This window comes from Stenotrophomonas sp. 71799_Sma (assembly GCF_056482505.1).
In genome coordinates, this window is record NZ_CM151202.1 from 1,608,943 (window position 1) to 1,628,988 (window position 20,046).

Below are 20,046 nucleotides of genomic sequence, written 5' to 3' on the forward strand. Positions count from 1 at the left end.
ACCGTGGGCAGTCTAGCCGACCATCACGGTCGGTTTGTCCGGCGAAGCAAGGAGTGTGGTTGTGGCGGTAATGCAGCAAATCCAGGCCGAGGTCGATCGTTACCCGCTCGTGCTGTTCATGAAGGGCACCCCGCAATACCCGATGTGCGGCTTCTCCAGCCGCGCCGTACAGGCGTTGATGGCGGCCGGCGCGGTCACCCTGCGCACCGTCAACGTGCTGGAAGAGCCCGAGATCCGCGCCAACCTGCCGCGCTTTTCCAACCTCCCGACCTTCCCGCAGCTGTTCATCAACGGTGAGTTGATCGGCGGCTGCGACATCGTGCTGGAGCTGTTCGAAGCCGGCGAGCTCAAGCGCATCGTCGAAGAGGCGACCCAGGGATGAGTGCCTGGCCATCGACGTCACCGACCGACGGGGCGCTCGATGGCCGCCCGTTGCAGGATCGCGTGGTACTGGTTGCAGGCGCCGGCGGTGGCTTGGGCAGTGCGGCGGCCGTTGCGGCCGCAGCGGCCGGTGCCACCGTGGTCCTGTTGGGCCGCAAGCCGCGCCGCCTGGACCGTGTCTACGCCCAGGTCCAGGCGGTCGGCCCGGAACCCCTGCTGTACCCGCTGGACCTGGAAGGCGCCGGCCCCGATGACTATGCCGAGCTGGCCCAGGCCCTGCAGCGCGAGCTGGGGCGGCTGGACGGCCTGCTGGTCTGTGCCGCCCACTTCCCGGGCCTGACCCCTGTTCGAGCTGGCCGACCCGGCCAGTTTCGCCCGTGCGGTGCACGTTACCTTGACCGCGCCGGCCTGGCTGGCCCAGGCCTGCCTGCCACTGCTGCGGCAGCGCGAAGATGCGGCGCTGGTGTTTGCGGTCGATGCCCCCGACCGGGTCGGGCAGGCTTACTGGGGCGGTTACGGTGTGGCCCAGCATGGCCTGCGTGGCCTGATCGCCAGCCTGCATGACGAACTCGGCCGCAGCCCGATACGGGTCAGTGGCCTGTACCCCGGCCCGCTGCGCACAGCCCTGCGGGCCCGGGCGTATTCCGTCGACCAGGACCCGGCCGCCCAAGGCCCGGAGGCCGCCGCCGCTGCGGCCGTGACCCTGTTGTCCGGTGCTGGCGCCACCTGGCGCGGCCGGATTCTCGATGCCAGCGGGGCGTCCCCGGCCGAGTGAGTGCTAGGGAAAGGCGGAGTGAAGAACCCGTCACGATTGCGTTGCGATCGGGTGCCGTTTGTCGCACAACCGTCACATTGATGGCGTAGCGTGTTAATCTAGTGTTAACCGTTGTGGCTTTCTTCAGCCAAGCGGTAGGGAACCCCAGATAAATGTCCGACCAGCCACCCGCAGGGCTGTTTGGATGCGCTTTTTTTCCGCCATCGCCAACTCGCATCGAGGCTACCGAAAAATGACCCACCCACTCCGGATGTCCAAGCTCACCCTTGGTCTCGTGGCTGCGCTCGCCGCCGCTCCCGCCTTCGCCCAGAGCACCTCTGCCGGTGTCGGCGGCCAGGTGATGTCCTCTGCAGGCCAGCCTGTCGCTGGCGCTGAAGTCACCATCACCCACACCGAGTCGGGCACCGTTTCGCGTGCCACCACCGACGCGTCGGGTCGTTACAACGCGCGCGGCCTGCGCGTGGGTGGCCCGTACACCATCACCATCACCAAGTCCGGTGAAGGCACCAAGACCGAAGAAGGTGTCTACCTGAACCTGAACCAGGTCAACACGGTCAACGCCAGCCTCGGCGGCGATCTGGCCGCCACCAACCTGGACGCCGTGAACGTTGTCGCCACCGCCGGCGGCCTGGACCTGTTCAGCGCCACCAAGATGGGCAGCGGCACCAACGTGACGCGCGAAACGATGGACGCGCTGCCGTCGGCCAACCGCAACATCCAGGACTACATCCGCCTGGACCCGCGCATCTCGCAGGTCAGCAAGGCTGACGGCGCGATCTCGGCCGGTGGCCAGAACACCCGTTACAACGCCATCCGCATCGACGGCATCAGCGCCTCCGATCCGTTCGGCCTGGGCTCCAACAACCTGCCGACCGAGCGTCAGCCGGTGTCGATGGACGCCATCCAGGAAATCAACATCGACCTGGCCAACTACGACACCACCATCGCTGGTGGTACCGGTGCGGTGATCAACGCCGTGACCAAGTCGGGTACCAATGAATTCCACGGCACCGTGTACGGTTCGTACCGCGACAAGGACATGGTCCGTTCGCGCCTGGAAGGTGACAAGCAGGACTTCAACGGCTTCAAGGACGAGAAGACCTACGGCATGACCTTCGGCGGCCCGATCGTCAAGGACAAGCTGTTCTTCTTCACCAACTACGAAAAGTACGAGCGTAGCGGTGGCGGCGTCAGCCTTGGCGAAAGCCCCTACAACAAGGCTGGCGGCATCAGCGATGCTGATATCGCCCGCGTCCAGAAGCGCATGTCCGATCTTGGCTATCAGGTCGGCGGCGTCGGTGCGCTGAACAACAAGACCGAGATCGAAGAGTACGCGGTCAAGCTGGACTGGAACATCAACGAGAACCACCGTGCGGCCTTGCGCTACAACAAGATGAAGCAGGACGTGGTGCGTTTCCCGAAGGTCAGCAACAGCGAAATTTCGCTGAGTGACTTCTGGTACACCCAGCCGACCGAGTATGAAACCTGGATGGGTGAACTGTTCAGTGACTGGTCCGAGAACTTCTCGACCGAGTTCAAGGTCTCGCACAAGGACTACTCGTCCAACCGCGTTGCCGCTTCGCACCTGCCGCAGATCCGCGTCCGCTTCGACAACAACAATTCGCTGTACCTGGGTACCGAGCAGAACACCCACACCAACCTGGTGGAGTCGAAGGAACTGAGCGCCTTCGGTGCCGGTACCTGGTATGTCGGTGACCACACCGTCAAGTTCGGCTTTGACTACACCGACAACGACCTGATGAACTTCTACGGTCGCAACCTGTACGGCGCGTATGAGTTCGCCAACCTGGCTGCGTTTGAAGCCGGCACCCCGTCCGCGTACCAGGTGCGCGTGCCGCGTGCTGGTGGCAGCCTGGATGACATTCCGGCGAAGTTCCACCTGAAGAACACGGGTCTGTTCATCCAGGATACCTGGGCGATCAACTACAACCTGAGCCTGATGTTCGGTGTCCGCGTTGACATGCCGGACTTCAGCACCCAGCGCCTGTACAACCCGCGCATCGAGCAGCTGTACGGCTTCAACAACACCAAGCTGGTCGACAAGAAGCTGTTCCAGCCGCGCGTCGGCTTCAACTACACCTTCGATAGCGACCGTCCGACCCAGCTGCGCGGTGGCGTGGGCCTGTTCGGCGGTGCTGCCCCGAACGTGTGGCTGGCGGGTGCCTACCAGAACACCGGCCTGAACTACGCCGAGTACAACCTGACCCGCAATCCGGGTGGTTTCAGCTTCGATGCTGACAATCCGTTCATCCCGGACCCGTCGCTTGCTTCGGCACGTCAGAACGTCGACCTGATCGCTCCCGGTACCCGCCTGCCGTCGGTCTGGAAGGCCAACCTGGCCTTCGATCACGAACTGCCGTGGTACGGCATCGTGGCGTCGGCCGAGCTGCTGGTCACCAAGGTCAAGGATGGTCTGTACTTCGATCGTCTGGACGTCATGACCCCGAACGCCAACCGCTCGGTTGGTCAGGACGGTCGTGCGCTGTACTGGAACGACTACGGCATGAACGGTGCCAATGCTGGCTCGAACGGCATGCAGGCTGGCCAGAAGAACGGTCGTGCCTGCTCGGCCACCGATCAGACCTGCCCGAGTGACCGTGTCAACCGTCCGAGCGATATCGGTGACGTGATCCTGCTGCGCAACACCGACAAGGGTCGTGGTTCCCAGGCTACGTTCTCGCTGGCCAAGCCGCTGACCGAGAACTGGGGCTGGTCGCTGGGTTATACCTACACTCAGGCGAAGGAGGTGAGCCCGCTGTCCAGCTCGCAGAACACCTCGAACTGGAACAACACGCTGAGCCTGAACGCCAACGACAACGTTGCGTACAACTCGCGCTATGCGATCAAGGACCGCATTACCGGTACCCTGGAGTGGAAGCACAACTTCTTCGGTGACAATGCCACCCGCGTCGGCCTGTTCTATGAAGGCCGTTCGGGTCGTCCGTACAGCTACGTGTTCTATAACGACGTGAACGGCGACGGCGCAGGCACCAACGATCTGTTCTACGTGCCGAAGGGCCCGGGTGACGTGATCTTCACCGGCGGCGCCGACATGGAGAAGAAGTTCTTCGAATGGCTGGCGCAGAATCCGGAGCTTGATGCCTACCGTGGCAGCGTGGTCCCGGCCAACGCGCACCGCGCCAAGTGGGTCAACAGCTTCGATGTCCGCATCAGCCAGGAGTTCCCGGGCTTTGCGAAGACCCACAAGGGCGAGATCGCGCTGGACATCATGAATGTCGGCAATCTGCTCAACAAGAAGTGGGGTCTGATCGACGATTACGGCTTCTACGCCACCCGTCGCGTTGCCAACTACTCGGGTATCGACCCGGCTACCGGCAAGTACCTCTACAACTTCACCGGCCGTACCGACAACTCGTCGATCCAGGAAAACAACAACGACAAGGGCAACACCGCCGTGTCGCGCTGGTCGATGCAGCTGACCGTGAAGTACAAGTTCTGATCCGTCAGAGCCTGAAGCAGTAAGTGGAAACGGCCGGGGAAACCCGGCCGTTTTCCGTTCATGCGAAAGTCCTTGCAGGTCACCTGGCATCGGCGTAGCATCCGGAAATGTGCGCGGTGCCAACGCCGCCGATGCGGTCCCGGAAAGGCGAACGCGGGAAGCACACATCCAACGGTCGGGCTTCCCGGCCGTTTTGCTTTTTAAGGGGGCGGCAGTACAGTCGGAAACCTTGAAGGAAGCGAAAAATTGGACATGACCACGAACGAAAAATCAGCCCGTGCACTGCCGGTGCAGGACGCGCGGATCTACCCGCGCGGTGGGCTGGATGTGCTGTCGCGGGCCGAAGTGGCCCGCCTGCGCGATGCGTCTGCCGGCGGTATGCACGAGCTGCTGCGCCGCTGCGCGCTGGCCGTGCTGACTAGCGGAAGCGCCTCTGACGATCCGCGCGCGGCGCGCGATCTGTATCCTGATTTCGACATCCAGGTGGCGCAGCAGGATCGCGGCGTGCGCATCGATCTGGTCAATGCACCGGCGATGGCCTTCGTCGATGGCGAGATCATCCGCGGCGTCGCCGAACTGCTGTTCGCCGTGGTGCGTGACCTGGCCTACATGGCCATCGAGATGGGCCCGGCCTACGCGGCCGAGCTGGAGTCGTCCGAGGGCATCACCAACGCGGTGTTCGGCCTGCTGCGCAATGCGCGCATCCTCAACCCGGGCGACCCGAACCTGGTCGTGTGCTGGGGTGGCCATTCGATCTCGCGCGACGAGTACCTGTACACCAAGCAGGTGGGTTATGAGCTGGGCCTGCGCGGCCTGGACATCTGCACCGGCTGCGGACCGGGCGCGATGAAGGGCCCGATGAAGGGCGCCACCATTGCCCACGCCAAGCAGCGCCGCACCGTGACGCGCTACATCGGCCTGACCGAGCCGGGCATCATCGCGGCCGAGTCGCCGAACCCGATCGTCAACCACCTGGTGATCATGCCGGACATCGAGAAGCGCCTGGAGGCCTTCGTCCGCATCGGCCACGGCATCATCGTGTTCGCCGGTGGCGTCGGCACCGCCGAGGAAATCCTGTACCTGCTCGGCATCCTGCTGCGCGAGGAAAACAAGGACCTGCCGTTCCCGCTGATCCTGACCGGCCCGACGGTGGCAGCGCCGTACTTCGAGCAGATCGATCGCTTCATCCGCCTGACCCTGGGCGATGCAGCCGCCGAGCGCTACGAGATCGTCATCGGCGACCCGGTGGCGGTGGCAAAGAAGATGGCCAACGGCATCAAGCGCGTGCGTGAGCACCGCCTGGCACAGAAGGACTCGTTCTTCTTCAACTGGTCGATCGAGATTCCGTGGGAGTACCAGCAGCCGTTCGTGCCGACCCACGAGGCAATGGCCGCGCTGGACCTGCACCACGGACGTGCCCCGCACGCGCTGGCGGCCGACCTGCGCCGGGCGTTCTCGGGCATCGTTGCCGGCAACGTGAAGGAAGACGGCATGCGCCGCATCGAGCAGTTCGGGCCGTTCCAGATCCACGGTGACCCGGACATGATGCAGGCCCTGGACGCGCTGCTGCGCGCCTTCGTCGAACAGCGCCGGATGAAGATCTCCGGCGAATACCAGCCCTGCTACCAGGTGCTGGCCTGAGCCTGCGCCGGCGCGATGGGGATCGCGCCGGGACAGGCAGGGGAGGGCGGGCCGTCAAGGCGTTGACGCCCGTCGCCCCGGAATGACCGTTCATCCTGCCGCCGCTTGCCGGTGGCAGGGCGATGGCCCATCGTGGCCATCAACACGCTGGGGAGCGTCCAATGTCTTTGCGCCGGCAAAACGGCTTTACGCTGGTTGAGTTGATGGTCACGATCATGGTCCTGGCCGTGCTCGCCACGATCGCCTTTCCCAGTTTCCAGAGCACCCTGCGATCCAATCGCATCGCTACCGCGAGCAACGAGTTGATCGCTTCACTGGCATTGGCTCGCAGCGAGGCGGTAAAGAATCGTCGTGGTGCGGGTGTCTGTGCGTCGTCTGCGGGCAGTACATGTGATGGCAAAAGCTGGGCTGACGGCTGGCTGGTCTGGGCGGACACCAATGGGGATGGTGCGCTGAGCGCTGGGGAGACCGTGCTCCGCTACAGCGCCGGCCGACCTGGACTGACTACGATCGGGACGCCGGATCTGTCCGTGGGTTTTGACCCGCGTGGCCGCAACCGCGCCAATGCGTCGCTGGACCTGACCCTGCGCCCGGACACCTGCGGCAAGCAACCGCTGCAACGAACGTTACGCATTTCGCCGACCGGACAGGTCCGGCTGTTGAAGGAGGATTGCAAGTGAGTGCGTCCCGATCCCGTTCCCCGCGCGGCGTGCAAGGGGGCTTCAGCCTGATCGAAGTGCTGATCGCCATTCTCGTGCTTGGCGTTGGCCTGCTCGGTTTCGCGCTGATGCAGACCATGAACGTACGCTTCGTCCAGAGTGCCAACTACCGTACCCAGGCGACCAATCTGACCTACGAGATGCTGGATCAGCTGCGGGTGAACAGATCAATGGCTCCGGCTTACGTCGGTGACTACGCAGCAACGACGGCGGCCAAGAACTGCGTTCCTCCTACCGGCAAGGATATCAGCAGGGATGCCTTCACCCTGGATTGGCGCTGTCGTCTCGGCAAAGCGCTCGGGGAGGGAGCTACCGGCAAGGTGGCGCGCAACGGCAACCAGTACTCGGTCAGTGTGAGCTGGGGGGATGAGCGCTGGAATGCGGATGCTGGCGACACCACGTTCACTGCCAGGAGTGGCCTCTGATGCGCGCACCGTCTTCTGGCCGGTACATGGCCGGCTTGTCCATGGTCGAACTGATGATCGCGCTGACCATTGGCGTGATCGTCATGCTTGGTGTGGTCCAGGTGTTTGCCGCGTCACGTGCGGCCTACCAGTTGTCCGACGGGCTGGCGCGGGTACAGGAAAACAGCCGTTTCGCGATGGATATGTTGCAACGCGAGCTGCGCATGGCCGGACATTTTGGTTGTGTCAACGATCAGGCGCGGAACTCGCCCGACAACGCCTCTCTGTTCACCACGTTCGCCGCCGCACCGCATCCGGCACTGGACTTCCAGACCTCCATCCAAGGCTACGAGGCGACTGCGACTGCGCCGGGTGACGCGCTGACCTTGACCGCCACACCAGCAACCGGGGGTACAGACTACAAACCGGCACTCCCCGCTGAATTCGCGGCGGCGATGACCAATCGTGTCAATGGCAGCGACATCGTTGCGTTGCGCTACCTGATGCCGGATGGCGTGCCGGTCACCGCCAGCGCAGGCACCACCGGGCAGCCGGTCTTCAGCTTCGACAAGGCGCGGCTGGCCGTACTGCAGAGCGGCCTCTCTGATCCGGGCCTGTACGGTGCAGCCGACTGTGCGAGCGCCACCATCTTCCAGGCGCGCGCTGTGGACAAAGCTGCTGGCACCATCACCTTCGGAGCCGCGCCGAACAACACCGGCAACTTCACCCGGCCGGTCACTGCTGGCCAGGCGATGCTGCACCGTGCCGAGAGTGCGCTCTACTACGTCGGCTACGATGCGGCTAGCGCCCGCTCCTCGTTGTATCGTGTCCGCTTCAGTGCGGTCCCCAACGGCGCACTGGTTGCTGGCGCGCCGGAGGCGCTGGTCGAGGGTGTGGAGAACATGCAGCTGTTGTATGGCCAGGATCGCGGACTGACCAGCGTGTATCCGACCGGTTTCATCGATCGTCAAGGCACCGCGGAAACAGTGGAGGCGTCGGCCAATCCTGCCGCAAACGCTTGGCGTCGCGTGGGGGCGGTGCAGATGGGGCTGGTGATGGTGAGTCCCGACCCGTCGGCGGCCCCTCAGGCTGACCAGAAGGCCGTTCTGACGTCGATGGGTGTGACGTACACCGCACCCACGGACGGCCGCATGCGCGCCGTCTATCAAACCACCATCGCCCTTCGCAACCGCCTCTTTGGCAACTGAGGCCACCATGCATCCTCGTCGACGCATTCCTTCGTTCGCATCGTCCCGCCACCAGCACGGAGCCGTGCTGTACGTCGCCTTGATCATGTTGATCCTGCTGGCGCTGATCGGTATTGCAGGCATGCAGGTCACCAGCATGCAGGAGCGCATGGCGGCCAACTACCTGCGCTCCAATCAGGCCTTCCAGAACGCCGAATCCGATGTGCGTGTGCAGGAAGCGGCGATCCAGGCCGCCATCAACAGCGGCAAGATCTTCGAGGCCAACCAGGAGGAGTGCAGCCCGGTGTTCGATCCGGCAACCTGGGCCGATGGCAAGACCGCGGCAACGGCGATCAATACCCGTCGTCTGGATAAATGCGTGCCGGTCGGACCTTTGGGGCTCGGGCGCCGCAAGAACGAAGAGACCGAGAACATCTACCAGATCACCGTCCTGGCCAGTGATGATCCGGCCAATCCTTCTTCCAGCGCTGTCATCGACACGATCTTCATTCCATGAACACTTCGCGCCGCTTCTCCCGCATCGTCTCGACTCCCTGGCTGCGCGCGGGCGCTGCTGTTGCCGTGCTGGCTGGCGTGGGTGCGTTGGTCTACCCGCTGTTTGCTGCGCTCGGTGACTACGACATCGCGCAGGAGCCGCTGTATAGCAAGAAGACCCAGCCGCCGCTGATGATGATGGTGATGTCGCGCGACGAGCAGCTGTTCAACAAGGCTTACAGCGATTACAGCGACCTGGACGAGGATGGCACCCTCGACACCACTTACCAGGACAAGTTCGATTACTCCGGCTACTTCGATTCCAACCTCTGCTACACCTATGCCAGCGGCCAGTTCAAGGCCAGTGCACAGGCCAGCGGCACCTGGAAGCACAGCTGCGGTGGAAACTGGTCCGGCAATTTCCTGAACTGGGCAACGATGAGCCGCCTGGACGTGATGCGCTACGTGCTGTACGGCGGTCATCGCATCACCGACAGCGCCGCCAGCACCGTGCTGGAGCGCGCGCAGATCCCCAATGATCTGCACGCGTGGGTGAAGGTTTACAGCGGTAGCGATATCAACAGTTTCACCCCGTACAAGACCACCATGTCCTTCTGCAACGCTACCATCGAATCCGGTGGTGCACCGCTGATGCGCGCTGCGTCGGGCAACTGGGGCGAGTGGGCGGCCACCGCCAGCCGCCAGTGCATCACTGGCCGAAGCGATGAAGGCAAGGCCGATTCACCTGGCTCTGCCACCAACTTCAATGTCCGGGTTGAGGTCTGCGCCAGTGGCAGCGGAGCTTTCCCGGAGGCGTTCTGCCGCAAGTACAACGATGGCACCAGGGACTACCTGAAACCGGCTGGCCTGCTGCAGTCGTATGGCGAAAGCGGCCGTCTTCGCTTCGGTCTGGTCACGGGCACCTATGTCAATCCGCGCGATGGTGGCGTAGTGCGGCGGAACATCGGAAAGATCGCAGGTAACGGCACCGGCTTCTGTGCGGCCGGCGACGAAATCAACCTGTCCAACGGTCAGTTCTGCAACAGCTTGTCCGGTGGTGCGGAAGGCATCATCAACACCATCTCCAACTTCCGTATCGACCAGTGGAACTGGAGCAATAACTGGAATGACTGTAACGACTACAGCATCCTCAACCGACAGGGCTTCGGTGACAGAGGCAATCTGACCGATCCGGGCAATGCTTCGAAGAAATGCAGTGCGTGGGGCAATCCTCTGGCTGAGATGTATGCCGAAGCTGTGCGCTACATCAAGGGTGAAACCAAGGGCATCTACAGTGCGTCCGGAGACCTGAGCGGTCTGCCCAATTCGGTTGCCTGGAAGGACCCTTACCGTTCCCCGAACGATGGCGGCAATTCATACTGCGCCACCTGTAACATCCTGGTGATGTCCTCAGGCCTGCCGTCGTTCGATAGCGACAACATCGGGTCGATTAATGGCCTGGCGACTGCGACGTCGGCAACGGATGCGATCGGCAACCTTGAGGGCATCACTGGCGGCAGTTACATGGCCGGTCGTGTTGGCCTGACCGAGCGCTATGCTTCGATCAATACCCACGAGGATATCTGCCGTGCGGCCAAGGTTACGGGCCTGTCGCTGGTGCGCGGCATCTGTCCGGATGTCCCGTCCACGGAAGGCAGCTACCTGATGGCCGGCCTGGCCAAGGCCGCTGCCGAGACGGATCTGCGTCCGCGTGTGCAGGACAAGCCGGATACCTACAAGCTCACGGCGACCACCTATACCGTGGCGATGGCTGAGAGCCTGCCCAAGTTTGAGATTCCGGTGGGCAACGGCAAGATCACCCTGGCCCCACTGTGCCAGGCCAACAACACCGGTTCGGCAAAAATCACCAGCAATGGCTGGCGCAGTTGCTTCCTCGGTTCTGTCGGCATCGGCACCAAACAGTCGACGGTCTCGCCGAATTTCGTCTACGGACGTACTTACCGTGCAGACGGCAAGGCTGGCAGTTTCTCGCTGGTATGGGAGGACTCGTTGTGGGGCAATGACCACGACAACGACGTGGTCTCCATGCTCAGCTACTGCGTGGGCGCTACCTGCAGCGACGGCGACAACACCAACTTCCGCAACATCTGCTGGCGTTCCAGCAGTGCAGAGTGCAGCAACAACGCCGTACGCAATACCGTGGGCAGCGATGAGGTGCTGGTCCGCATTGAGAATCTCTCCGCCTATGCCGGCAACGCGATGCTGACCGGTTACACGATCGTGGGTTCGAATGCGGCCGACAACGTGCAACGTCTGGTGCTGCGGCCTGGCGATAAGAACGGTTCGGTACTGACGACCAGTTCCGCTCCGCCGGCAGAATGGACAGGCGCCATTGTCTTGCGTTACCGCCTGGGGAGTGGCCAGGCCAATCAGTTGGAAAGCCCGTTGTGGTACGCCGCCAAGTACGGCGTGCCTGCTGGCAAGAAGTGGGACAGCAAGGTGCCTGGCGTGCCGGACAATTATTTCCTGGCGCGTAATCCGGCCAAGCTCAAGTCGGCACTGGAATCAATCTTCGACAGTGCCGCTGCAGGCGAGGCGCCGGTGGGCGGCAGCGCGACCGGCGCGCGAGTGAACGCGGGATCCTTCACTGTCGCCGCGCACTACACCGTGCCATCGGGCTCCAATGACTGGACAGGTGACCTCATTGCAAGTCAGGTCACCGCAACGGGTGGCATCGGCGCGGAGCTGTGGCGCGCGTCAAGCAAGATGAGCGCCTCCGGGCGGACGATCGTGATGTCGACCGCACCGACCTACGTGAACAAATCCAACCAGTTGGTGGCCGCTGCGGCAGCCGATTTCAACGCTGACAACGTGCCGGGGAGGGATCGCGCCGAGAAGCTGGGCAACCTGGGGCTCAACACCATCCCCAACTGGTTCGGCTCGCACACAGTGGCCGACCTGGTCAGCTACCTGCGTGGGTCCCCGGTCAGCGGTTTCCGTCCCCGCAGCGTACTGCTCGGTGACATCGTCAACTCAGGTGTCGAGATTGTCTCCAATAAGGACGATTACGGCTACACCGCGTGGCAGGCGCAGGGTGGAGTGGGCTGGAAGACCACCCTCGGTACGCGTTATCGCGCGTATCTGACCGCGAAGACGGCCTCAGGAGGCATGCCTTCGATGGTCTATGTCGGCGCCAATGACGGAATGCTACATGGCTTCAACGCCAGTACGGGTACGGCAGCTGGCAGTGAGCAGTTCGCCTTCATTCCGTCGGCATCGCTGCAGCACATGGCTGAACTGGCCAACCCCACGTATGGGCATCGCTACTATGTGGATGGCGGGCTAACTTCGTCTGACGTCTACTACGGTGATGCATGGCATACCGTGCTGGTTGGTTCGACCGGCGGCGGTGGTGCCTCGCGCGGCCCTTCGGCGACCTCGGTCGGCAATGGTTCGGTGTTCGGTCTGGATATCGGCACGCCCACCAGCTTCGATACCAGCAAGGTGTTATGGGAGATATCCGGCAAGACCGAATCGGACATGGGTTTTGCCTTCGGCAAGCCAGTCGTGGTGCCTGTCGCTGGCACTGATCCGGACGGCCCGCCGCGATTTGTCGCCCTGTTCGGCAATGGAGTCAATTCCAGTACCGGTCGGCCAGTGCTGTACGTGGTCGACATCCAGAACGGCCAGGTGCTCAAGCGGCTTTATCCGACCGGCACCAAGTACGCGATTGCCAACGGCCTCAATCACGTCACCGCCGTGGCATTGCACAACAGCAGTGGACTGGCCGACACGGTGTATGGTGGTGACATGCAGGGCAACATCTGGCGCTTCGATCTGACCGGTGGCGATCCCGCCGCTTGGAATGTCTCGCTCAGTGGAACACCATTGTTCACCGCTGTTCGCAGCGCCGTCGCGCAGCCGATCACCGGATCGATCGAAGTGTCGGCCGGCCCGGGCGGTGGCGTCAGCCTGTTCTTTGGTACCGGCCGCTACTTCACTGCCGACGACAACGCGGTCACCCGCAATTCGCCGGTGCAGACGCTGTACGGCATATGGGACGATCTTTCCAGTGCGATCAGCGGCCGCGACGTGCTGGTCGGACAAACCATCAGTGCCAACGGAACCGGCTTCCGTGACATCTCCGGCTACGCCGTGGACTACGCGTCCAAGCGAGGCTGGTATGTGGACCTGGTGGTCGGTACAGGCGTGGAAGGTGAGCGCTTCTTCGGCTATCCGACCCTGCAGGGCGGCAATGTGATGTTCACAACCTACGTGCCCGGGCAGGCGGTCTGCGGTACGGGCGGTGGTGTCAACTGGCGCTACCGACTGAACATGCTGACAGGACAGCCGGCGATGGGGGGCCTTACCGATGAGGTTGGTGGCAATGCGCTGTGCGGCGCGAACTGTGGTGCCGGCGCGCTGACCCGTGGTGGTGACGTTGCTTCCGGGGCGCCCGTACTGGGCACCAACGTCAACAGTACGACATTGAAGGGCTGCGATCCCAGCGACCCGAAGTGCTCGGTCGATGGTTCGATTGACCGGTGCATCGTGGCGCTGAACACTCCGGGCGCGGATACTGCATACGGCCAGCGGGCCTGCGGTCGCCAGTCATGGCGCCAGATCCGCTGATGACCATGAACATGAGATCGCCCATGCACGCATCCTCAACCCGTCGTTTTGCAGCTGGTTTCACCCTGATCGAGCTGATGATCACCGTGGCGGTGATCGCCGTCCTGGCGGCCGTGGCCCTGCCGTCCTATCAGCGGCACGTGCTGAAGACGAACCGGGCCCTGGCCAAGGCCGATCTGGTCGAGATTGCACAGTTGCTCGAGCGCTACCATACGGTGCAGAACAGCTATGACGGTTTCTCGCTGCCGTTCAACCAGTCACCGCGACAGGGCAACAAGCGCTACACGCTGTCCCTGAACGGCAAGGCCACGGCCAGCACCTACACGCTGCAGGCGGTGCCGGAAACCGGCCAGGACAAGGATGTGTGCGGCACGCTGACACTCGATCAGGCCGGGCGCAAGACGCCGGACAAGAAGACCAATGCAGAGTGCTGGTAACGGTTGGGCATCGCACGTGGAAAAAGGGCTTGCGCTGGTCGCCAAACGCTGGCTAAAATGCGCACCCCGCCCGAATAGCTCAGCCGGTTAGAGCACTTGACTGTTAATCAGGGGGTCGTTGGTTCGAGTCCAACTTCGGGCGCCAGATTCGAAAAAGCCGCGAGAAATCGCGGCTTTTTTCGTTTCCACGATGGCATTGCAGGTATCAGCAGGGGGTGGACCTGCGCGGGCGCTGGCTCCTGACCCGTCCGGGGACGCTGATGATGACGCGGCTGTGCTCCTGTCCATCCACGCACAACACGATGGACTGGTTGGTACCGGCATTGCGGCCGTCGGGCCGGAACCGCACGTCGGGCCGATGATCGCTGGTGCGCAGGTCGACATGACGCTGGCGTGTCCTGTGCACGCGCAGTTCCCTTGCGGCGGCGGTCGCGCTGTTGGCCGGTTCGACCTGCACCCGCCAGCCCTGGCTCCATGCCTGGTCACACATCATGCCGTCCGACGATCCGCAGACCGTCACGCGGCGGCGTTCGGTGATGGCGGCGCTGCGCGCCATCGACAGGCTGGCGACCAGTTCGGCGCGCAGCGCTTCCGCCTGGAAGTGCCGCAGCGTGCGTTGCCAGGGGCCCCAGGCCAACGCCAGCAGGACCGACAGCACCATGACGGCGACCAGCAGCTCGATCAGATGGAGCCCGCGGTGGAGCCGGGCAGGGCGAAGACGATGAGGCATGCCTCCAGCCTCGACGTACGCCGGGGCATTCACCATCAGCCAACGCCGCGCTCACCTGCCCGGAAACCCCTCAGCGGGCCGTCACTCCATGCCCCGTATACTCATCACTCCCGGGAACTGGCACCACCATGAGCGACCGTTTTGAACTCGTCTCGCCGTATTCGCCGGCGGGCGACCAGCCTGATGCCATCGCGAAGCTGACCAGCAACTTCGAAGCGGGCATCGCCAAGCAGACCCTGCTGGGCGTCACCGGCTCGGGCAAGACCTACACCATCGCCAACGTCATCCAGAACGTGCAGAAGCCGACGCTGATCATGGCGCCGAACAAGACGCTGGCGGCGCAGCTGTATGGTGAGTTCAAGGCGTTCTTCCCGCACAACGCGGTGGAGTACTTCGTCAGCTACTACGACTACTACCAGCCGGAAGCCTACGTACCGTCGTCGGACACCTTCATCGAGAAGGACAGTTCGATCAACGAGCACATCGAGCAGATGCGGCTGGCGGCGACCAAGACCCTGTTGTCGCGCCCGGACGCGATCGTGGTGGCGACGGTGTCGGCAATCTATGGCCTGGGCGCGCCGGAAGACTACCTGTCGCTGCGCCTGATCCTGTCCAAGGGCGAGCGCATCGACCAGCGCGACCTGATCAACCACCTGACCCAGCTGCAGTACACGCGCAACGAATACGAGCTGCAGCGCGGTACGTTCCGCGTGCGTGGTGAAGTCATCGACGTGTTCCCGGCCGAGTCGGACAGCGAGGCGCTGCGCCTGGAGTTGTTTGATGGCGAGGTCGAGAAGATCACCCTGTTCGATCCGCTCACCGGCGAGACGCTGCGCAACATGCAGCGCTTCACGGTCTACCCGAAGACCCATTACGCCACCACGCGCGAGCGTGTGCTGGCGGCGATCGAGACGATCAAGGTCGAGCTGAAGGAGCGCCTGGAGCAGCTGTACGCGCAGAACAAGCTGGTAGAGGCGCAGCGCCTGGCGCAGCGCACCCAGTTCGATCTGGAAATGATGGCCGAGGTCGGCTACTGCAACGGCATCGAGAACTACTCCCGGCACCTGACCGGCAAGAACGCCGGCGAACCGCCGCCGACATTGTTCGACTACCTGCCGGCCGACGCGCTGCTGGTGATTGACGAATCGCACGTGACCATTCCGCAGATCGGTGCCATGTTCAAGGGCGACCGTTCGCGCAAGGAGACGCTGGTCGAGTTCGGGTTCCGGCTGCCCTCGGCGCTGGACAACCGGCCGCTGCGCTTCGAGGAGTGGGAAGAGCGCTGCCCCCGCAGCATCTATGTGTCGGCCACGCCAGGCCCCTATGAGTACCGCGAGGCCGGTGACGAGATCACCGAACTGGTCGTACGCCCCACCGGGCTGATCGACCCGGTGGTGGAGATCCGCCCGGTCGGCACCCAGGTTGACGACCTGATGAGCGAGGCCAACGCGCGCATCAAGGCCGGTGACCGGGTGCTGGTCACGACGCTGACCAAGCGCATGGCCGAGAATCTCACCGAGTACCTGACCGAGCACGGCATCCGCGTGCGTTACCTGCACTCGGACGTGGACACGGTCGAGCGCGTGGAGATCATCCGCGACCTGCGCCTGGGCAAGTTCGATGTGCTGGTGGGCATCAACCTGCTGCGCGAGGGCCTGGACATGCCCGAGGTGTCCCTGGTGGCGATCCTGGATGCCGATAAGGAGGGCTTCCTGCGCTCGACCGGCTCGCTGATCCAGACCATCGGCCGTGCCGCCCGCAACGTGCGTGGCAAGGCGATCCTGTATGCGGACAAGATCACCCGCTCGATGCAGGCAGCGATCGACGAGACCGACCGCCGTCGCGCCAAGCAGGTCGAGTACAACGAGCAGCACGGCATCGTGCCGCGCTCGGTGGCGCGTCCGATCACCGACGTGCTGGAAGGCGCGCGCTCCGATGCGGCCGAGAAGGAAGCAAAGAAGGGCAAGGGCAGGCCCGGCGTTGCCGAGGAGGGGAGTGACTATCGATCGCTCAGCCCGGCCCAGCTGGCGTCCCGTCTCAAGGCGCTGGAGCAGCAGATGTACCAGCACGCCAAGGACCTGGAATTCGAGGATGCCGCCCGCGTGCGTGACCAGATCCGGCAGCTGAAGGAAGCGAGTCTGGGCTGAACGCGGCAGTGCAGCATCTTCTTCACAAAAGTGTTGCGCTTCACGGCCGGCATCCGTAATATACGCGGCCTGCACCGACGCAATCGCGGACGTTCAGAAGCAAAAACGGGCGGTTAGCTCAGCGGTAGAGCACTACCTTGACATGGTAGGGGTCACAGGTTCGAACCCTGTACCGCCCACCACGAAGTCCCTGGAAGGGGGCTGTCGTGAACTGCAAAGCCCGGCCCTGGCGCCGGGTTTTTACGTAGCAAGGCCAGCTTTCGGGCGGCAAGAACAAGATGGGCGGTTAGCTCAGCGGTAGAGCACTACCTTGACATGGTAGGGGTCACAGGTTCGAACCCTGTACCGCCCACCACCTGGCTCCCGGCATTGCCGGTGCAGCGGTGGATCACGACGGAAGCCGGCCTTGTGCCGGCTTTTCTCGTTTCAGGCATCGATCACGGTTCCACATGGTCAGCGTTGCACGACCAGGTCTTCGACGCTGATCATCCGCTGCAGCTTCCAGTGACCGTCCACGCGCTCCCAGAGCTGGGCGACGCGAACCGTCGCACCACGCGTGGGCTGGGCAACGCCGGGTTCGTGTTGCAGGGGCTGGTTGGCCAGCCTCAGGACCCGGTCCTGGCGCAGCCGGTAAAGCAGCAGGGAGGGCGAACCGCAATCCTGTCGTACGACGTCCGGCTGCTGGGTTTCGGCACGCAGGATCTGGCTGCGAAGGGCCTCTTCAGTGGGCCCGTTGCCAGCGCCGAACAGGCTGGAGAGCAGCAGCATCAGGGCAAGCATCGGCATGGCACGGTGCTCCAGCGGGAAAGTGCACGCAGGCTGGCATGACATGTGGGGTGCTGCAGCCGGCCTGCGACGAAGGCCGGAATTGAACCGCCAAAGACGGCCGGGGGGGCGATGAATCCGGGCCGCGCAGGCGTAGACTCCGGTCTACCGCGCAATCGCGCCGTCACTGCAAGGAGCTGCCGCATGAGTGATCACGTTCCGGTTTCCCGGCCCAATCCCATCATCGAACTGCTGTTCGGCGGCAACATGCTGGAGGGTACCTTCAAGGCGGTGATCTGGGTGGCCCTGCTGGCGGCAGTGCTGGCGTGGACCACGTTCCGCTGAGTCTTCCCGCTGCCTGCGGCAGCGGCGGCGTCGCAGGCCTGCGCTCAGGCGCTGAAGGCCTGGCGCAGGCTGCGCAGCGTGGCCTGGCGATGTTCCTTTGCGGTCGCTTCGCCCATCTCCAGTTCCTGCAGGCGCAATCCCACCAGCGTCATCGACAACGCGTAGCCGCGTGCCGCATCGGCAGCACGCGAAAGGCCCAGTGCGCGGCGCGTCAGCGCGTTCACGTGTTCCAGGTCGGGCAGCAGCCCCAGGTAGACGCGCTCGGCGCTGTCCAGGTCGGGGGCACGCAGGATCGCGTGCGCTTCAGCAGCAGGGGAGACGGAGGCCATGGGGGGGTCCTTGTCCGTTGCGGGCGCTCGATCAGAACGAGCGCATCAGGGAAACGAAGGCCGACGTCTGCGTACCGCGACGGGCCATCGGGCTGTCCTTTACTGCATCGCCGAACCACTGGTTGGCGACGACGCCGGTCGCGCGCCACTTCGTGCCCAAGGGCGTGCTGACTGCGATCTGCAGGCTCGGTGATGTCGCGCTGCCCGGGTTGTAGGCGGCAAGTCCCGAGCGCAGCGCTTCTTCGTCGGTGATGCCGTAGTAGTAGTCGAGCAGGCGCGCACTGGAGTGCACCACGCCGACCTTGGGCACCCAGGTGAAGCGACCGGCCTGGATCGGATAGCTGTAGTGCAGGCGCGACTCCATGCCACCTCCGTGCCCGGTGACCTCGCGCATCACGCTGGCCTCGACGATGCCCCAGTCGGCGCTGTACTCACCGTTGATGCCGACCATGGCCGACATCTGCCGGCTGTGCAGGCGACGCAGCTGCGGGTCGTTCACGTCGTCGGTCTTGAAGCGCAGCGTGTAGGGCGTGACTGCCGCCGACAGGCGCAGGCCCTCGCGCTTGTACAGGTACATGCCCAGCGAGCCCGGGCTGGCGAAGAAGCGCTTGCCCTGCCAGGCAATGGACGGTACGACCAGCGGCTTGACGTCGTAGTGGGCGTACGCCCCCGAGGTCGCGCCGGCACTGATACCGGCCTGCACGCCCGGGTTCCGGTCGGCGGCGTGGGTGATCAACGGCAGGCCGATGGCAGCCGAGAACAGCAACGGGCGCAGCAGGGTCGGGGACAGCGACGGCATCGATCAACCACTTTGCGGGGGATGGCTGTGCATGGTGCGGGCACAACATTGTCAGAACATTGCGCCTTCGCAACTGGCACACGAAGACGCCCAAACCTGGCGCCAGGCACTATGATCGGCACCGTTTCCGGTAGCCGAGCCCCTGATGCGCATTCTCCTGGTCGAAGACGATCCCGATCTGTCCCGAGCCCTGCAGTCGGGCCTGGAGCGGCAGGGCGTGGTCGCCGACGTGGTCGGCAGCCTGGCCGAAGCCGCGGTTGCGCTGCGCGAGCCGGTGCACCAGCTGATGCTGCTGGACCGTCAGCTGCCCGATGGCGATGGCGTGGCTTTCGTCGCCACCGCACGCGCGCTGCGCCCGAACCTGGCGGTGATCATGCTGACGGCCAAGGGCAGGTTGTCAGACAAGGTCGAGGGCCTGGATGTCGGTGCCGACGACTACCTGGTGAAGCCGGTGGCGATCGAGGAGCTGATGGCGCGGATCCGTGCCGTCTCGCGGCGGCCCTCTGCCATGGTGACACCGAGCCTGCATCTGGGCCGGCTGGAATTCGACTTCGAATCGCTGCAGGCACAGGTGGAGGGCCAACCGCTGGCGCTGCCGCGGCGCCAGGTGCTGGTACTGCAGGCACTGGCGATGCGCCAGGGGCGCACGGTCACCCGCACGGCACTGGAGGCCGCGGTGTACGGCTTCGACGATGAGATCCAGTCCAATGCGCTCGATGCGCACATTTCCAAGCTGCGCAAGGCGCTGCAGCAGGCCGGGGCGGGCGTTGAAATCCATGTGATCCGGGGCGTCGGCTACCTGCTGGCGGAGGCCTGAG

General features: G+C 63.9%; 16 protein-coding genes, 3 tRNA genes and 1 pseudogene. 16 read left to right on the forward strand and 4 right to left on the reverse strand.

All coding sequences use genetic code 11. The features are described 5' to 3' along the window. The first annotated feature begins 61 nt into the window (after window positions 1–61). From grxD to ACZK4Z_RS07465, 11 genes and pseudogenes are all read left to right on the forward strand, one after another. Window positions 62–382: a Grx4 family monothiol glutaredoxin gene (gene grxD, locus ACZK4Z_RS07415; protein WP_005408852.1), complete on the forward strand. Its 321-nt coding sequence runs from the start codon at window positions 62–64 to the stop codon at window positions 380–382. Next, a pseudogene (locus tag ACZK4Z_RS07420) lies at window positions 379–1,156 on the forward strand (SDR family NAD(P)-dependent oxidoreductase). The gene grxD and the pseudogene ACZK4Z_RS07420 overlap by 4 nt, the downstream one beginning before the upstream one ends. A 232-nt stretch (window positions 1,157–1,388) precedes the next feature. Then, window positions 1,389–4,637, forward strand: coding sequence for a TonB-dependent receptor (locus ACZK4Z_RS07425; protein ID WP_080355163.1), 3,249 nt, complete (start codon window positions 1,389–1,391; stop codon window positions 4,635–4,637). A 252-nt stretch (window positions 4,638–4,889) separates the two neighbouring features. After that, window positions 4,890–6,278: a nucleotide 5'-monophosphate nucleosidase PpnN gene (ppnN, locus tag ACZK4Z_RS07430; protein ID WP_010486098.1), complete on the forward strand. Its 1,389-nt coding sequence runs from the start codon at window positions 4,890–4,892 to the stop codon at window positions 6,276–6,278. Between the two features lie 161 nt (window positions 6,279–6,439). Then, window positions 6,440–6,958, forward strand: coding sequence for a GspH/FimT family pseudopilin (locus ACZK4Z_RS07435; protein ID WP_197617145.1), 519 nt, complete (start codon window positions 6,440–6,442; stop codon window positions 6,956–6,958). Further along, window positions 6,955–7,422, forward strand: coding sequence for a type IV pilus modification protein PilV (gene pilV / locus ACZK4Z_RS07440; protein WP_478451281.1), 468 nt, complete (start codon window positions 6,955–6,957; stop codon window positions 7,420–7,422). The genes ACZK4Z_RS07435 and pilV overlap by 4 nt, the downstream gene beginning before the upstream one ends. Next, the gene (locus tag ACZK4Z_RS07445; protein WP_236494410.1) at window positions 7,422–8,609 is read left to right on the forward strand and encodes a PilW family protein; all 1,188 of its coding nucleotides are present in this window, start codon (window positions 7,422–7,424) and stop codon (window positions 8,607–8,609) included. The genes pilV and ACZK4Z_RS07445 overlap by 1 nt, the downstream gene beginning before the upstream one ends. A gap of 7 nt (window positions 8,610–8,616) precedes the next feature. Beyond that, complete coding sequence (locus ACZK4Z_RS07450) at window positions 8,617–9,105, forward strand: pilus assembly PilX family protein (RefSeq protein WP_197617149.1); 489 nt, start codon at window positions 8,617–8,619, stop codon at window positions 9,103–9,105. Beyond that, the gene (locus ACZK4Z_RS07455; protein WP_478451282.1) at window positions 9,102–13,676 is read left to right on the forward strand and encodes a pilus assembly protein; all 4,575 of its coding nucleotides are present in this window, start codon (window positions 9,102–9,104) and stop codon (window positions 13,674–13,676) included. The genes ACZK4Z_RS07450 and ACZK4Z_RS07455 overlap by 4 nt, the downstream gene beginning before the upstream one ends. Window positions 13,677–13,699: 23 nt before the next feature. Further along, window positions 13,700–14,113, forward strand: a complete 414-nt coding sequence (locus ACZK4Z_RS07460) for a type IV pilin protein (RefSeq protein ID WP_197617153.1) — start codon at window positions 13,700–13,702, stop codon at window positions 14,111–14,113. A gap of 68 nt (window positions 14,114–14,181) precedes the next feature. Then, a tRNA-Asn gene (locus ACZK4Z_RS07465) sits at window positions 14,182–14,258 on the forward strand. A gap of 60 nt (window positions 14,259–14,318) precedes the next feature. On the opposite strand, the gene ACZK4Z_RS07470 is transcribed toward ACZK4Z_RS07465, so the two are convergent. Then, the gene (locus tag ACZK4Z_RS07470) at window positions 14,319–14,879 is read right to left on the reverse strand and encodes a GspH/FimT family pseudopilin (protein WP_239683425.1); all 561 of its coding nucleotides are present in this window, start codon (window positions 14,877–14,879) and stop codon (window positions 14,319–14,321) included. A 92-nt stretch (window positions 14,880–14,971) separates the two neighbouring features. Here ACZK4Z_RS07470 and uvrB point away from each other — a divergent pair, with 92 nt between their 5' ends. The 3 genes from uvrB (at window position 14,972) to ACZK4Z_RS07485 (ending at window position 17,345) form a co-directional block, all read left to right on the forward strand. Further along, on the forward strand, window positions 14,972–16,990 hold the full coding sequence (gene uvrB / locus ACZK4Z_RS07475; protein WP_478451284.1) for an excinuclease ABC subunit UvrB: 2,019 nt from the start codon (window positions 14,972–14,974) through the stop codon (window positions 16,988–16,990). A 107-nt stretch (window positions 16,991–17,097) separates the two neighbouring features. Beyond that, window positions 17,098–17,172: transfer RNA gene (locus ACZK4Z_RS07480), tRNA-Val, on the forward strand. 98 nt (window positions 17,173–17,270) lie between these two features. Then, window positions 17,271–17,345 (forward strand) — tRNA-Val (locus ACZK4Z_RS07485). Between the two features lie 98 nt (window positions 17,346–17,443). On the opposite strand, the gene ACZK4Z_RS07490 is transcribed toward ACZK4Z_RS07485, so the two are convergent. Continuing rightward, on the reverse strand, window positions 17,444–17,776 hold the full coding sequence (locus tag ACZK4Z_RS07490; protein WP_049423238.1) for a hypothetical protein: 333 nt from the start codon (window positions 17,774–17,776) through the stop codon (window positions 17,444–17,446). A gap of 183 nt (window positions 17,777–17,959) precedes the next feature. Here ACZK4Z_RS07490 and ACZK4Z_RS07495 point away from each other — a divergent pair, with 183 nt between their 5' ends. Further along, the gene (locus tag ACZK4Z_RS07495) at window positions 17,960–18,100 is read left to right on the forward strand and encodes a hypothetical protein (RefSeq protein ID WP_165929929.1); all 141 of its coding nucleotides are present in this window, start codon (window positions 17,960–17,962) and stop codon (window positions 18,098–18,100) included. Between the two features lie 44 nt (window positions 18,101–18,144). On the opposite strand, the gene ACZK4Z_RS07500 is transcribed toward ACZK4Z_RS07495, so the two are convergent. Beyond that, window positions 18,145–18,429 (reverse strand): hypothetical protein, encoded by a 285-nt coding sequence (locus tag ACZK4Z_RS07500; RefSeq protein ID WP_032128898.1) that lies wholly within the window; start codon window positions 18,427–18,429, stop codon window positions 18,145–18,147. Between the two features lie 31 nt (window positions 18,430–18,460). Then, window positions 18,461–19,228 carry a MipA/OmpV family protein gene (locus tag ACZK4Z_RS07505; protein WP_478451286.1) on the reverse strand — a complete coding sequence of 256 codons (768 nt, stop codon included), beginning with the start codon at window positions 19,226–19,228 and terminating at the stop codon, window positions 18,461–18,463. A 145-nt stretch (window positions 19,229–19,373) separates the two neighbouring features. Here ACZK4Z_RS07505 and ACZK4Z_RS07510 point away from each other — a divergent pair, with 145 nt between their 5' ends. Next, a complete protein-coding gene (locus tag ACZK4Z_RS07510; protein WP_032128900.1) occupies window positions 19,374–20,045 on the forward strand; it encodes a response regulator transcription factor in 672 nt (223 codons plus the stop codon). Window position 20,046 lies beyond the last annotated feature (1 nt).

Coding starts and splice junctions, on each gene's coding strand:
- ACZK4Z_RS07510 (WP_032128900.1), top strand. CDS start 19,374: ATGCGCATTCTCCTGGTCGAAGACGATCCCGATCTGTCCCGAGCCCTG.
- ACZK4Z_RS07505 (WP_478451286.1), bottom strand. CDS start 19,228: ATGCCGTCGCTGTCCCCGACCCTGCTGCGCCCGTTGCTGTTCTCGGCT.
- ACZK4Z_RS07490 (WP_049423238.1), bottom strand. CDS start 17,776: ATGCCGATGCTTGCCCTGATGCTGCTGCTCTCCAGCCTGTTCGGCGCT.
- ACZK4Z_RS07500 (WP_032128898.1), bottom strand. CDS start 18,429: ATGGCCTCCGTCTCCCCTGCTGCTGAAGCGCACGCGATCCTGCGTGCC.
- ACZK4Z_RS07445 (WP_236494410.1), top strand. CDS start 7,422: ATGCGCGCACCGTCTTCTGGCCGGTACATGGCCGGCTTGTCCATGGTC.
- ACZK4Z_RS07455 (WP_478451282.1), top strand. CDS start 9,102: ATGAACACTTCGCGCCGCTTCTCCCGCATCGTCTCGACTCCCTGGCTG.
- uvrB (WP_478451284.1), top strand. CDS start 14,972: ATGAGCGACCGTTTTGAACTCGTCTCGCCGTATTCGCCGGCGGGCGAC.
- ACZK4Z_RS07450 (WP_197617149.1), top strand. CDS start 8,617: ATGCATCCTCGTCGACGCATTCCTTCGTTCGCATCGTCCCGCCACCAG.
- ACZK4Z_RS07495 (WP_165929929.1), top strand. CDS start 17,960: ATGAGTGATCACGTTCCGGTTTCCCGGCCCAATCCCATCATCGAACTG.
- ACZK4Z_RS07470 (WP_239683425.1), bottom strand. CDS start 14,879: ATGGTGAATGCCCCGGCGTACGTCGAGGCTGGAGGCATGCCTCATCGT.
- ACZK4Z_RS07425 (WP_080355163.1), top strand. CDS start 1,389: ATGACCCACCCACTCCGGATGTCCAAGCTCACCCTTGGTCTCGTGGCT.
- ACZK4Z_RS07460 (WP_197617153.1), top strand. CDS start 13,700: ATGCACGCATCCTCAACCCGTCGTTTTGCAGCTGGTTTCACCCTGATC.
- ppnN (WP_010486098.1), top strand. CDS start 4,890: ATGACCACGAACGAAAAATCAGCCCGTGCACTGCCGGTGCAGGACGCG.
- ACZK4Z_RS07435 (WP_197617145.1), top strand. CDS start 6,440: ATGTCTTTGCGCCGGCAAAACGGCTTTACGCTGGTTGAGTTGATGGTC.